Source organism: Occultella aeris (assembly GCF_902703175.1).
GTDB classification, from domain to species: Bacteria; Actinomycetota; Actinomycetes; order Actinomycetales; family Beutenbergiaceae; genus Occultella; species Occultella aeris.
The window spans coordinates 37,856-50,576 of record NZ_CACRYJ010000025.1; the positions used below are offsets into that span (position 1 = coordinate 37,856).

12 protein-coding genes are annotated in these 12,721 nt (G+C 72.0%); 6 read left to right on the forward strand and 6 right to left on the reverse strand.

Annotation, left to right across the window (positions count from 1 at the left end; translation table 11 throughout):
- Positions 1 to 45: 45 nt before the first annotated feature.
- The 3 genes from HALOF300_RS08940 to HALOF300_RS08950 all read right to left on the reverse strand — a co-directional run bounded on the left by HALOF300_RS08940 (position 46) and on the right by HALOF300_RS08950 (position 2,164).
- Positions 46 to 384, reverse strand: a complete 339-nt coding sequence (locus HALOF300_RS08940) for an HNH endonuclease (RefSeq protein WP_156740613.1) — start codon at positions 382 to 384, stop codon at positions 46 to 48.
- 193 nt (positions 385 to 577) lie between these two features.
- Positions 578 to 1,441 (reverse strand): aldo/keto reductase, encoded by an 864-nt coding sequence (locus HALOF300_RS08945; RefSeq protein WP_156740614.1) that lies wholly within the window; start codon positions 1,439 to 1,441, stop codon positions 578 to 580.
- A 51-nt stretch (positions 1,442 to 1,492) separates the two neighbouring features.
- On the reverse strand, positions 1,493 to 2,164 hold the full coding sequence (locus HALOF300_RS08950; RefSeq protein WP_156740615.1) for a TetR/AcrR family transcriptional regulator: 672 nt from the start codon (positions 2,162 to 2,164) through the stop codon (positions 1,493 to 1,495).
- 93 nt (positions 2,165 to 2,257) lie between these two features.
- Between HALOF300_RS08950 and HALOF300_RS27305 the strand changes: the two genes are divergently transcribed.
- Positions 2,258 to 3,967 (forward strand): TIGR03086 family metal-binding protein, encoded by a 1,710-nt coding sequence (locus HALOF300_RS27305; RefSeq protein ID WP_231955161.1) that lies wholly within the window; start codon positions 2,258 to 2,260, stop codon positions 3,965 to 3,967.
- A 74-nt stretch (positions 3,968 to 4,041) separates the two neighbouring features.
- On the opposite strand, the gene HALOF300_RS08960 is transcribed toward HALOF300_RS27305, so the two are convergent.
- Entirely contained in the window at positions 4,042 to 5,445 is a 1,404-nt protein-coding gene (locus HALOF300_RS08960) for a family 20 glycosylhydrolase (RefSeq protein ID WP_156740617.1), read from the reverse strand.
- A gap of 128 nt (positions 5,446 to 5,573) precedes the next feature.
- Between HALOF300_RS08960 and HALOF300_RS08965 the strand changes: the two genes are divergently transcribed.
- From HALOF300_RS08965 to HALOF300_RS08975, 3 genes are read left to right on the forward strand one after another with little or no spacing between them, the layout of a single operon-like run.
- Positions 5,574 to 6,164 (forward strand): TetR/AcrR family transcriptional regulator, encoded by a 591-nt coding sequence (locus tag HALOF300_RS08965; protein WP_156740618.1) that lies wholly within the window; start codon positions 5,574 to 5,576, stop codon positions 6,162 to 6,164.
- Entirely contained in the window at positions 6,157 to 6,597 is a 441-nt protein-coding gene (locus tag HALOF300_RS08970) for an SRPBCC family protein (protein WP_156740619.1), read from the forward strand. The genes HALOF300_RS08965 and HALOF300_RS08970 overlap by 8 nt, the downstream gene beginning before the upstream one ends.
- 58 nt (positions 6,598 to 6,655) lie before the next feature.
- Positions 6,656 to 7,687: a glutathione S-transferase family protein gene (locus HALOF300_RS08975; RefSeq protein WP_156740620.1), complete on the forward strand. Its 1,032-nt coding sequence runs from the start codon at positions 6,656 to 6,658 to the stop codon at positions 7,685 to 7,687.
- A 24-nt stretch (positions 7,688 to 7,711) separates the two neighbouring features.
- On the opposite strand, the gene HALOF300_RS08980 is transcribed toward HALOF300_RS08975, so the two are convergent.
- Complete coding sequence (locus HALOF300_RS08980) at positions 7,712 to 8,602, reverse strand: glycosyltransferase family 2 protein (RefSeq protein ID WP_156740621.1); 891 nt, start codon at positions 8,600 to 8,602, stop codon at positions 7,712 to 7,714.
- 148 nt (positions 8,603 to 8,750) lie between these two features.
- Between HALOF300_RS08980 and HALOF300_RS08985 the strand changes: the two genes are divergently transcribed.
- Together HALOF300_RS08985 and HALOF300_RS08990 are read left to right on the forward strand one after the other, a co-directional pair.
- Complete coding sequence (locus HALOF300_RS08985; RefSeq protein ID WP_156740622.1) at positions 8,751 to 10,421, forward strand: ABC-F family ATP-binding cassette domain-containing protein; 1,671 nt, start codon at positions 8,751 to 8,753, stop codon at positions 10,419 to 10,421.
- 17 nt (positions 10,422 to 10,438) lie between these two features.
- A complete protein-coding gene (locus HALOF300_RS08990; RefSeq protein ID WP_156740623.1) occupies positions 10,439 to 11,272 on the forward strand; it encodes a DUF6630 family protein in 834 nt (277 codons plus the stop codon).
- 39 nt (positions 11,273 to 11,311) lie between these two features.
- Here the strand turns inward: HALOF300_RS08990 and HALOF300_RS08995 are convergent, their stop codons facing one another.
- A complete protein-coding gene (locus HALOF300_RS08995) occupies positions 11,312 to 12,496 on the reverse strand; it encodes an MFS transporter (RefSeq protein WP_197522417.1) in 1,185 nt (394 codons plus the stop codon).
- Positions 12,497 to 12,721: the final 225 nt, after the last annotated feature.

The window sequence follows — 12,721 nt, forward strand, 5'->3', positions numbered from 1 at the left end:
CCGACCCGTCGACGGCGTACGGCGAGCATCGGCCCCGCCGGCCGGCTACGGCAAGAGTGCCCGGCGGATCTGCGCGTACCGGAGGAGGAACTCCCCTTCGTCCAGGCCCTTGCGTCGGAGCCATGAGGTCACCTCGCCGTTGCACTTGCTGGCGTTGCAGGGACCGCATGCGGGCACCACGTTGTCGACGGTGTACCGGCCCCCGCGAGAGATCGCCAGCACGCAGTCACGCTGGAGTGGGCGGTCGGCGCGGCCACAGTAGGCGCAGCCGCCCCACGCGCTGCGCAGGGTGCACCATTCCTGATCGGTGAGGTCGTTCTCGACCCGTCTCAGCCGACGCCGACGGCGGTTGGTGGCCCGAGCGCGGCGGCTCATCGACGTCATGGCAACAGCGTAGAAGGCAGTGCGCTGGGACCTATCGCGCCGCGCTGCCGTCAGTTCGGGCGAGGCGGTTGATCGGTCCGGGCGCGGTGCGCGCCGGTCCTCCGCGAAACGCGGCGACCGCCGTCGGGCCGGCATGAAACCGGACCGACGGCGGTCGGTGCGCCTGCCTGCGACGCGGCGACGGCGGGGCTGCTCAGGCGAGGTGCGCGGGCTTGCCCCAGGTCACGTTGTCCGGGTTGCCGCCGTAGCGGTGGTTGCGGTCCAGGCCCGCGATCCGGGCGATGTCGCCGTCGGTGAGGCGCACGTCGGCGGCGGCGAGGTTCTCCGCGATCCGGGACGGCGTCACGGACTTCGGGATCACCACGTTGCCGACGGCCAGGTGCCAGGCGAGGACAACCTGCGCCGGGGTGACCTGGTGCGCGGCGGCGATCTCGGCGAACTCCGGGTCCTCGAGCAGACCGCGGCCGGAGCCGAGCGGGGACCACGCCTCGGTCGCGATGTTGTGCTCGGCGTGGAACGCCTTGAGCTCGTTCTGCTGCAGGTACGGGTGGGACTCGACCTGGTTCAGTACCGGGGTCACACCGGTCTCGCCGATGATCCGCTCGAGGTGGGGGATCTGGAAGTTCGAGACGCCGATCGAGCGGACCCGGCCCTCGTTCAGCAGGGTCACGAACGCCTTCCAGGTGTCCGAGTACAGGTCCCACGCCGGCGCGGCCCAGTGGATCAGGTACAGGTCGACGGTCTCCAGGCCGAGCTTGGCGAGGCTGTCGTCGTAGGCGCGCAGGGTGGAGTCGTACCCCTGATCCGGGTTGTTCAGCTTGGTGGTCACGTACACCTCGTCGCGGGCGAGCCCGGACTCGGTGATCGCGCGGCCCACGCCGGCCTCGTTCCCGTAGGCGGCGGCCGTGTCGATGAGGCGGTAGCCGACGCGCAGAGCCTCGGCGACGGCGGTGTGCGCCTCGTCGTCGGGAACCTGCCAGACGCCGAACCCGAGCTGCGGGATGGTCGATCCGTCGGAGAGGGAGTGTGCGGGGACGTTCGCGGGGTAGCTGGTCACGGTCGTTCAGCCTAGCGCGGGGCGGTCCGGGGCCGCACCGCGGGCCGCGGTTCAGACCCGCGGCACCCAGCGGCGCCCGACCTCCTCGGGCGTCGGCCCCGGCCCCGGCAGGTCGGCGGCGCCGCGGCCCGTCGCACCCACCGGGGCACCGTCCCCGGCGATGCCGTCGAACCAGATGGTCAGGTACCTGCGGCGCAGGGCCCGGGTGCGCTCGGGGTCCGCCCCGAGGACTGCAGTGACCTGGTCGAAGAGCAGGGTCAGGTCCTCGGCCACGAGCCCGGGGCGCAGCACCCCGGCGTCGCGGGCCGCCTCGAAGATCCGCACCCCGAGCGCGGAGGCGTCCTGCGCGAGTCGCCCCAGTTCCTCGGACGGCGTGAACGTGCCGGCCAGGTTCACGGTCAGCGCATGCACGTCGGCATCGATGATGCCGGTGACGAACTCGGTGAACGTGGTCCACGGGTCGGTGCCCGCGTCCAGGCACGTCTGCGCGATCTCGGAGAACCGTTCGAGGCCATCCGCGCAGAGCCGGCGGAGCAGGTCCTCCTTGCCCTCGTACCGGTGGTAGAGAGCGCTGATGCCGACGCCCGCCTCCCTCGCGACCGCGGACATGGGTGCGGCCGCGTCCCGCAGGAACACGCTGCGTGCGGCGAGCAGGATGAGCCCGTCGTTGCGGGCGGCCTGGGCACGCCGGCCGCTGAGGGCGGGGGCGGGGGTCTGATCCATGACGACACCCTACCCCTTGTGCGGAACGGAGCGTTCCGTTACACTCAAGTCATGCGGAACAAATCGTTCCGTTCCAAGTCTGAGGAGAGTCAGATGACCGCATCGGCCACCACCACCTGGACCGTTCTCGCACAGGCCCACGCCGCCTTGCGGACCGCCGCCACCGCGGTGAGCGAAGCCCCGGCCGACCTGTGGGATGCCCCCACCCCGTGCCGGGACTGGACCGTGACCCAGGTCCTCACCCACGCGACCGGCGACCAGCGTGCCTACGCGGCGGCCCTCACCGGAACCGGCGGCCCGACCGAGGACCCGTTCTCGCCGTCGGCCGCTCGCGCAGCGGACCCGGTCGCCGAGGTGACCGCGGCCACCGAGGCCGCCGCAACGGCCTTCGCCGAGGTGGCCCCGGGCACCGAGGCGGTCCCGAACCCGCTCCCCCAGGGGCCGATGAGCGCGGAGCTCGCGGTCGGCGCGGCGGCGCTGGACGCCGCGGTGCACGCCTGGGACATCGCGATGGCGGTCGGCGCGCCCAGCCCGCTCACGGCGGATCTGGCGGCGGCGCTACTGCCCACCGCACACACGCTCGTGGAGCCGCTGCGCGCCTGGGGCGTCTACGCCCCGGTCGTGCCCGGCGCCACCGCGGACCCTGCCGACGAACTACTCCGGTTCCTCGGCCGCAACCCCGAGTGGAAGGCCTGGCCCATGTCCGAGATCACCCCCACCACGATCGACATCCCCCAAGCAGACCTCGACGACCTCTCCGACCGGCTGGCCCGGACCCGCTGGGCGGACGAGATCGAGGGGTCCGGCTCCGAGTACGGCACCAGCCTGGCCCAGGTGCGCGAGTGGGCCGAGTACTGGCGCACCTCGTTCGACTGGCGGGCGCTCGAGGCCCGGCTGAACGCCTACCCGCAGTTCACCACCGTGATCGACGGGCAGCGCATCCATTTCCTGCACGTGCGCTCACCTCGTCCGGACGCCACCGCCCTGATCCTCACGCACGGCTGGCCGGGCTCGGTCCTGGAGTACCTGGACGTGATCGACCCGCTCGTCGCGGCCGGGTTCGACCTGGTCATCCCGTCGCTGCCCGGGTTCGGCTTCTCCGGACCCACCACCGAGCGCGGCTGGGGCGTACAGCGCATCGCGGCGGCCTGGGTCGAGCTCATGGACCGGCTCGGCTACGACCGCTACGGAGCGGTCGGCAACGACGCGGGATCGATGATCTCGCCCGAGGTTGGCCGGCTCGCCCCCGAGTCCGTGATCGGCGTGCACGTCACCCAGTTGTTCTCGTTCCCCTCCGGCGACCCGGCCGAGCTGGCGGACCTGACGCCCGAGGAGCAGGCCGGCATGGAGCGGCTGAGCTGGTTCTGGGAGAACATGGGCGCCTTCAACGTGCTCCAGACCCAGGCACCGCAGACGCTGGCGCACGCCCTCGCCGACTCCCCGGTCGGCCTGCTCGGCTGGAACGGGCAGCTGCTGGTGGGGCTGGATGCCGAGTTCGTGGTCGCGAACGCGGCGGTCTACTGGCTCACCGGCACCAGCGGATCCTCGATCCGGATGTACCGGGAGATGGCGGCCGATCCCAGGCCGGCCGGACCCACCACCACGCCGACCGCGCTGGCAGCCGGCGCGAAGGACTTCCTCTCGATCCGCCGGTTCGCCGAGCGCGACCATGCCGCGATCGTGCGCTGGCACGTGTTCGAGGTGCCGGGGCACTACACGGCGCACGAGGCGCCGCAGGTGATCGTCGACGACGTCACAGCGTTCTTCGACGACCTCGCCTCCGGCGTGGGCCGGGCCGGCTGAGGCCCGACGGCGTCCGCTCGCTCGCGCGGGTCGGTCCCGCTCCCCGGTGGGTCACGCCCACCGGGGACGGCGGATCAGCCGACCGGCGCGAGCGCGTCCGGGTCGTGGGCATACCCGGCGGCGCCCCAGAACGGTTCCTGGGCGGCCAGGCGTGGCGCGAACGCCTCCCAGTCCCGGTCGGACTGGGCGGACCAGGCCACCTCGGCGACGGCGGCCAGCCGCGGCAGCAGCATGGTGAACAGGTTCGCCTCGGTGACGATCGTCTCGGTCCACAGAGCGGCCTCGACGCCAACGATCGCGGCCGGGTCCACGCCGGGCAGGTACTGCTCCGGGTCCCAGTCGTAGCTGTCCCGGACGCCGACGGTGCCGGCCCAGTCCAGGCCGAGCGGATACTCGTCGTGGTACTTCATGTCCAGGTACACGTGCTTGGCCGGGCTCAGGATCACGCCGACGCCACGCTGGGCCGCGGCCGCGATCGGCGCCGGGTCGGAGTTCGTGTCCCACAGCTGTACCAGGGTGCCCTCGGGCAGGTCCGCCGCGGCGCCCTCGCCCCAGACGATCGGGGTCTTGCCGGCGGCCGCGGTCAGCGCCGCCGCGGCCTCGATGAACTCGACGTACTCCTCGCGCTCCATGGTGTGCACCTCGTCGCCACCGATGTGCAGATGCGGGCCCGGGGTGAGCGACGCGAGGTCGCCGATCACGTCGGTCAGGAAGCCGGTGGTGGCCGGCAGGGCGAGGGTGAGCTGTGAGAAGCCGACCTCGGTGCCCGTGTAGACCTCGGTGGCTGCGCCGCCGGCGTTGAGTTCGGGGACGGCGTGCAGCGCCGCGTTCGTGTGGCCGGGCAGGTCGATCTCACCGACCACCTCGATGCCGCGTTGGGCCGCGTACTCCGTGAGGCCGGCCAGGTCCGCGGCACTCAGGTACCCACCGGCCGCGCCGCCGACGGCGGTGGCGCTGGAACGCTCGGTCAGCTCGGGGCGGCTCGCGGACTCGAAGCGCCAGCCCTGATCGTCGGTGAGGTGCAGGTGCAGCACGTTCAGCTTGTAGGCGGCCATCAGGTCGATGACCCGGCGCAGCGTCGGCACCCCGAAGAAGTGCCGGACCACATCGATCATGAGCCCGCGGCGGGCGAACCGGGGCGCGTCCTCGATCCGCAGCGCCGGGACGGCGCCGTCGGCGGCGAGCGCGCGCAGCTGGGCCAGCGTGGCCAGCCCGCGGACCAACCCGGCGGTGCTGCCATCGATGTGGATCCGGTCGGCATCGACGGTGAGCGTGTACGCCTCACCAGGCTGCGCACCCAGGGTGAGTTCGACGGTGTCGGAGCCATCGCCGTCGGCGTCCAGGCCGAGGCCGAGCAGCCGCGCGGCATATCGGGCCACCCCCGGCGGCGCGACCAGCGCCGTGTTCTCGGTGAAGACGAACCCGTCACCGGGGCGGGTCTCGAGGTGGGTGGGGGCCGGGACGAGCTGCAGGCTCACGCGGAACTCCTTGGCGAAACGTGTGGGGGGATAGGACCCACGCTACTAGGACGGACCGGAGCACCGACCAGTGCGTCGATAGCCACGGACCCTTGCGAGCCGTCCTCACCGTTTGTACCATTTGGTACATGGCGACGACGGGGAGGGACCGGCTGCTCCGCGCGGCGATCGAACACTTCGCACGCAGCGGCATCGGCGACCAGAGCCTGCGTGCCGTCGCCGCCGCGATCGGCACCAGCCACCGCATGCTGATCTACCACTTCGGCTCCCGCGAGGGTCTGCTCGCCGAGGTGGTGGGCGCCGTCGAGGCCGAGCAGCGGAACATCCTCGCCGCGCTCATGTCGCAGAACGCCGAGCCGAGCGACTGGATCAGGCAGTTCTGGTCCGAGGTGTCCCACGCAGCCCGGAGCTACGGCCCCTTCTTCTTCGAGCTCTCCGCGCACGCGATGCAGGGCAGGGATCACGCCGCGGGGCTGCGCACCAGCCTCGTCGAGCCCTGGCTGGAACCGATCACGGCCATGCTCGTTCGGGCCGGGTGCGACCCCGCGCTCGCGCAGGCGCGGGCGCGCCTCGGGCTGGGCACCACCCGCGGCCTGCTCCACGACGCCCTCGTCACCGGCGACTTCGAAGGGGCCGACGCCGCAATGGAACTCTTCATCGACCTCACCGTCGCCGACCTCGCGACGCCCGAGCCCACAGGAGGGCCTGACCATGCTTGACGCGAACATCACCGTCGAGGCGCGCATCGCCGCGCCGCCCGAGCGGGTCTGGAGCCTCGTCGGCGACGTGGACCGGTGGGCCGAGATGCTGCCCACGATCGATGCGGTCCAACGCATCGACCCCGGCGCCGAGCTCGGGCTCGGCGCCCGGTTGCGGGTGCGCCAGCCCGGGCTCCCGCCGGCCACCTACGAGATCACCCGATGGTCCCCGGGCCGGGCCTTCGACTGGGTGGCAATGTCGCCCGGCGTGCGCACGGTCGGCACGCACGAGGTGCGTCAGGACGGCTCGGGCGACACCAAGCTCGTGCTGGGCCTCGCCTGGCATGGGCCGCTGGCCGGGCTCGTGCGGGTGCTGCTGACATCCAGGGCCCGCCGCTACGTCGAGCAGGAGGCCGCGGCGTTCACGCGGCTCGCCCAGGTGCCGGCCAGGTGAGCACGGCCGCGCTCGGCAGCCGTGGTCCCGCAGTGGCGGCGCGCCTAGAGTGACCGTCATGAGTGAGGACCAGCAGGGCTACTACGTGCTGCCCGGCCAGGAGTACACGCGCGACACCACCTACATCGAGACCCGGATCACGGCGGACGGCCGCGACGGCTACCCGGTCGAGGCCGGGCGGTACCGGCTCGTGGTGGCCCGGGCCTGCCCGTGGGCGAACCGGGCGATCATCGTGCGCCGCCTGCTCGGCCTCGAGGACGCCCTGTCGATGGGGATGTGCGGACCCACCCACGACGCCCGGTCGTGGACGTTCGACCTGGACCCCGGCGGGGTGGACCCGGTGCTCGGCATCGAGCGACTGCAGGAGGCGTACTTCAAACGCACCCCGGACTACCCGCGGGGGATCACGGTCCCGGCGATCGTGGACGTCCCCACCGGCGCGGTGGTCACGAACGACTTCGCGCAGATGACCCTTGACCTGTCCACCGAGTGGACCGCATTCCACCGTGACGGTGCGCCCGAGCTCTACCCGGAGCGGCTGCGCGGAGAGATCGACGAGGTCGCCCAACTCGTCTACAAGGACGTGAACAACGGCGTCTACCGGTGCGGATTCGCCGGGTCGCAGCGCTCCTACGAGTTCGCCTTCGACCGCCTGTTCGCGCGGCTGGACTGGCTCAGCGAGCGGCTCGCCGGCCAGCGCTACCTGGTCGGGGACACGATCACCGAGGCGGACGTGCGGCTGTTCACCACGCTCGCCCGGTTCGACCCCGTCTACCACGGTCACTTCAAGACGAACCGGTCCAAGCTCAGCGAGATGCCGGTGCTGTGGGCCTACGCCCGGGACCTGTTCCAGACCCCCGGATTCGGTGACACCATCGACTTCGCCCAGATCAAGGAGCACTACTACGTGGTGCACTCGGACGTGAACCCGAGCCGGATCGTCCCCAAGGGCCCGGACCTGGCGAACTGGCTCACCCCGCACCACCGCGAAGAACTCGGTGGCCGGCCGTTCGGCGACGGCACCCCGCCGCCGCCCCCACGGCCCGGTGAGGTGGTCCCGGAGGGCGCGACGCCGCTGCGGGTCGGCTGACTCCGATCGCCTGACCTGCGAGGGCTATCGGACTCCCCCGGGCAGTTCTGCACGCACCGATGCGGAGAGCAACGCCCGCAGGGCGAGCCGGTTCCGGCTCCGGGAGACGCGCAACAGGCTGTGCAGCACTGCGACCGCGGTGAACACCGTGACCGACGGCGCAGCGTGCCACTTCTGGAAGTACCGAACCCGGTTCACCTCGAGCAATGCGTACAGCGCGTCCGAGCTCCCGGACCCGCCGCCTCGGTGACTCACGGTGGCGTCCGGGGTGAACCGCACCTGCGACCCGGCTGCGCGTAGCCGGCGGCAGTAATCGGTCTCCTCGGAGTAGAGGAAGAACCGGTCCGCGTCCCAGGGTCCCACCTCGCGCGCCACGCTCGTCGGGACCAGCAAGGCCGCACCGGTCGCCCAGTCGACCTTCACTCGACGCTCGTAGGCGGCAGGCTCCCGGATCATCTCGCTGAGCCACGCTGGTCGGTTCGGCCATCGATCACCGAAGAGCGCGTCACCGAGCGAGCCGAGGATCGCGGGCTCTCTCCGGAGCGAGGGCGCTGTCTCGCCGACGTCGTCCACGATCCGCGGGACAACGGCGTGCCGCTCCCCCGCGGCCCTGGCCATCGTGACGATCGAGTCAGGCATCAGGCGCAGGTCGGGATTCAGGAACACCGTGAACCGCGACGGCGGCGCCGCCGCCAGCCCGACGCTGATTCCACCGGCATATCCGAGGTTGGCTTCGGACTCGACGACCTCCACCCCGGCCAGCGCGGCCACGGCACTCAGGTCGTCGGCAGGGTCATTGTTCACGACGATGGCGCGCCAGGAGAGTTCGCCGACGGCCTGGGGCACCGTGGCCAGCAGGTCCGCGACATCCTGTGCGCTTCGGTAGGAGACCACGATCAGCACACAGTCGAGCATCGTGCCTCCATCTGGTCGGCGACTGCGCGAGTCGGTCGCTCGTCAGTATAGGAACGCGGCGAACACAGACGGCGGGAACGACGAATCGGGTGGCCACCAGCGGATATCCGTTCGGCCACGACCGTCCCGTCCGCATACCCTGACCATCATGTCTGCCACGCTCCAGGTGATCGGGTTCGGCGCTGCCCACGGCGCCCGTGAACTGTTCACCGACCTCACGTTCACGATCGCACCAGGGGACGTCTGGGGCCTGGTCGGTGCGAACGGCGCCGGGAAGTCGACACTGCTGGCCGCGCTCGCGGCGCGCTCGGAGGACCCCGCAAGCGGCGGCGGGGCGGAGCTGACCGGGCGCACCGTGCTCGCTCCCCCGCAGGCGACGGTCGGCTACCTCGCCCAGGAGCCCGAGCGACTGCCGGGTGAGGACATCCTGGCGTTCCTGCGCCGGCGCACCGGTGTGGACCGGGCCGGGTCGGCGATGGACGCGGCAGCTCAGGCCATGGCGGACAGCCCCGACGACGGCGCAGCGGCCGAGGCGTACAGCCTGGCACTGGAGCGGTGGCTGGGTCTGGGCGGGGCCGACCTGGACGAGCGGGTGCCGGGCGTCGCCGCCGACATCGGGCTGAAGATCGCCCTCGACGCGCAGATGACGTCTCTCTCGGGCGGTGAGGCGGCCCGGGTGGGCCTTGCCGCGCTGCTGCTGCAGCGTTACGACGTGCTCCTCCTGGACGAGCCGACGAACGACCTCGACCTGGCCGGCCTCGAACGGCTGGAGCAGTTCGTGCGCGGCTCGCGGGCGCCGATGGTGATCGTCTCCCACGACCGCGAGTTCCTCGCCCGGACCGTGACCGGGATCGTCGAGCTGGACCTGGCCCAGCGTCAGGTGAACGTCTTCGACGGCGGCTATGACGCCTACCTTGCCGAGCGGGAGGTGGCCCGGGCACGGGCGCGGGAGGCGTACGAGGAGTACGCGGACACCCTCGGCACGCTCCGCTCCCGCGCACAGACCCAGAAGACCTGGGTGGACAAGGGCGTGCGGAACGCCCGGAAGAAGGCCAAGGACAACGACAAGCATATCATCCACGCAGCGGTCTCCCGGTCGGAGAAGCAGGCCGCGAAGGTGAGCCAGACCGAGCGCGCGATCGAGCGCCTGGACGTGGTCGAGGAGCCGCGCAAGGAGTGGCAGCTGCAGATGTCAATCGCCGCGGCGTCCCGATCGGGGTCGGTGGTCGCCACCCTCGACGCAGCCGTGGTCCGCCGCGGCGGCTTCACGCTCGGTCCGGTGACCGCGCAGGTAGACGCCGGTGACCGGATCGTGATCACCGGGGCGAACGGTTCCGGCAAGACCACGCTGCTCGGCCTGCTGCTCGGGCGGATCGCGCCCGACTCCGGGCGCGCGGCCCTGGGCTCCGGGGTCGAGATCGGTGAGGTGGACCAGGCCCGGGCACTGTTCGACGAGGACGACTCGGTGCCGGTGCTGTTCGGACGCCTCGTCCCGGACTGGGCCGAGGCGGACGTGCGCACCCTGCTGGCGAAGTTCGGACTCGGTGGGGAGCACGTGCGCCGCCCGGCCGCGTCCCTGTCCCCCGGCGAGCGCACCCGCGCCGCCCTCGCCCTGCTGCAGGCCCGCGGCGTGAACCTCCTGGTCCTGGACGAGCCGACGAACCACCTGGACCTGCCCGCGATCGAGCAGCTCGAACAGGCCGTGGATTCCTTCGGGGGAACGGTGCTGCTGGTCACCCACGACCGTCGGATGCTTGCCGGGGTGCGAGCCACCCGGCGCTGGCAGCTGGACGCCGGGCGGCTCACCGAACTCGACTGACCTGCGAAGATCCTTCCGTGGCAGACATCGACACGCTGGCAGCCGTCGCACTGAACGAGCAGGGTCGGCGGGTACTCGCCGAGGCGAGCGCGCATCTGGCGCAGGTGGGACCTGAGCAGTTCGGCGAGCGCTACCCGGACCTCGCCGACGACTTCTCCGACGACGCGCCGTCTCCCATCATGCTGCTGCTGGGCGTGGGGCAGGCGCCGTACCCGGTGACGATCGGCTGGTGCGACTGGTCGGGTGAGGACGATCCGGGGCAGGTCCGCTACTTCGTCGACACTGCGTGCCGCCACCTCGGGCTGACTCCCCCGGCCTGGGACGCTGGCACCGAGGACCGCGTGATCACCGAACTCGGAGCGGACATCAAGGCAGGGAGGTACGTACCCGCGCTCCTGAGCGACATCGACTCCCAGTTGCGGGCGGCCGGACTGCGGCTGCTCATGATCGACACCGACTCGGACACGTATCAATTCGTGCCCGTCACGGCCGCGGCGTTCGGCACCCTCGACGGCACCGACGGTGACGGATACACCCTTGGCGGCGTCGCATCGTTGGGCGCCGCGGCCATCCTGCCACCCACACCTCAGAGGGCTGCGGGCCCGGCAGCCGCGCCCGAGCCGCCACCGGTCAAGGCCGCGCCGGCGGTTGCCTGGGCGGCCCCAGAGGCCCGACGGCCGGGCCTGTACGCACGCCACCTCGGCGCCGAGTACGAATTCGTACCTGCTCCGCATGGCCGCGGCACCCTGCGTGCGTACGGCCCACCACCCGGGCCGCAGTGGCGGCCGGACGGCTGGTCCTGGGTGCTGGAGGTCGCCACCGGGGACGTGCAGCTGTTCCTGATCGACTGACGTCCTACGCAGCCCCGAACCTCTCCGTGCGGACACCGCTCAGTCGGCCGGCGGCACCGAACCCGGTCGATGCGGCGGCAACCAACGACGGGCGAGCACCGCCGTCGCCAGGCTCGGCACCGTCAGCAGGGCGAGGACCGCGACGATCGACCACCACGTCGAGCCGAGCGCGACGAACGCGAAGACCGCCAGTGAGAAGACCTCGGCCCCGAGACCGCTCACCGAGGTCACGGTGGCCCGGGCCGCTCCGGAGATGCTCTCCTGAAGGCGCGCCTCACCGATGAGGAAGGCGTTGTTGACCGCCCCGTACCCAAGCGCGAGCGCCACGAACCCCGCGGGCGATCCGGCCAGCGCCCCGGCGCCGATGAGGAGCGCTCCGGTGCCGTACAGCCACGCAATCCGGCGCGAGCTCCACCCGGTGGTCCGGCCGGCGAGCGCGGTGCCGAGCGCCTGCCCGGCCACGATGACCGCGAGCAACACGGGGATCCGTTCCGCGGTGAAGCCGTGTTCGGCGAGGACCAGCGGGAAGTACTCGTCGTAGGCGGTCAGGCCCAGCATCGCGGCGGCGACCACCGCCACGCGGCGCACCCGCGGAACTCGGACGGCCTCGCCGAGCCCGGACCTGAGCATCGTCAGGTACCCGGCGAGGGCCCCGGTGTCCGACGGCGGTTGCCTGGTCTCGTGTGCGGGCTCGCCCGGGCGGTGGTCGTCGCGGGCGGCCGGTGCGTGGTCGCCCGTCGGTGCCGGAACGGCTGCCCGGGACGCGGGGAGCGTCGCTGCCACGGCGGTGTGCACGAGCGCCATCGCGACACTCACGGCCCCCACCAAGGCGTATCCGCCGAGGCTGACGAGGAGCCCCGCGACCGCCATCGCGGCGAGGGTGGCGAGCAGCGCCGCGGTCTGCGCCCGGCCCTTGATCGCAGCGTACCGATGGGCGGCGCCGGCGGCGTTCAGGTGGTCGTACAACAGCGCCTCGAAGGTGCCGGACATCAGCGCCGACGAGACACCCCAGCACACGAAACCGATCAGGTAGCCCGGGTACGCGGGCCAGGCCAGCCACATGCCGAACGCGACCGCGTAGAGCAGCCCGCTGAGCACCAGCAGGCGCCGGCGATCGACGGTGTCCGCCCACGCACCGGAGGGCACCTCGGCCACGAACGACGTCAGTGACCACACCACGAACAGCGAGGAGATCTGCGCGGCCGACAGCCGGCCGTCGGACATTGCGAGCGCGTAGACGGCGTAGAACGGGATGGCCTCCCGGGTGGCCAGGAAGCCGACCGCCCGGAACGTCAGGGTCCGGACGGTGAGTTACGGCTGCGCTGCGGGGTATCGCATCGATTCACCGTACCCCGGGGCGCACCGCCCGTGGAAGGGGATTTCTCAGGTGCGCGGGCAGGTGCACCGCTGGTCGTCGGGCACCCCGTTCAGCGCCTCGTCGACGTGGTC

Bases quoted from the DNA above. Each gene is read 5' to 3' on its own strand.
- HALOF300_RS08975 (WP_156740620.1), top strand. From the start codon at position 6,656: ATGAGTGAGGACCAGCAGGGCTACTACGTGCTGCCCGGCCAGGAGTAC.
- HALOF300_RS08940 (WP_156740613.1), bottom strand. From the start codon at position 384: ATGACGTCGATGAGCCGCCGCGCTCGGGCCACCAACCGCCGTCGGCGT.
- HALOF300_RS08980 (WP_156740621.1), bottom strand. From the start codon at position 8,602: ATGCTCGACTGTGTGCTGATCGTGGTCTCCTACCGAAGCGCACAGGAT.
- HALOF300_RS08970 (WP_156740619.1), top strand. From the start codon at position 6,157: ATGCTTGACGCGAACATCACCGTCGAGGCGCGCATCGCCGCGCCGCCC.
- HALOF300_RS08950 (WP_156740615.1), bottom strand. From the start codon at position 2,164: ATGGATCAGACCCCCGCCCCCGCCCTCAGCGGCCGGCGTGCCCAGGCC.
- HALOF300_RS08965 (WP_156740618.1), top strand. From the start codon at position 5,574: ATGGCGACGACGGGGAGGGACCGGCTGCTCCGCGCGGCGATCGAACAC.
- HALOF300_RS08985 (WP_156740622.1), top strand. From the start codon at position 8,751: ATGTCTGCCACGCTCCAGGTGATCGGGTTCGGCGCTGCCCACGGCGCC.
- HALOF300_RS08995 (WP_197522417.1), bottom strand. From the start codon at position 12,496: ATGTCCGACGGCCGGCTGTCGGCCGCGCAGATCTCCTCGCTGTTCGTG.
- HALOF300_RS27305 (WP_231955161.1), top strand. From the start codon at position 2,258: ATGACCGCATCGGCCACCACCACCTGGACCGTTCTCGCACAGGCCCAC.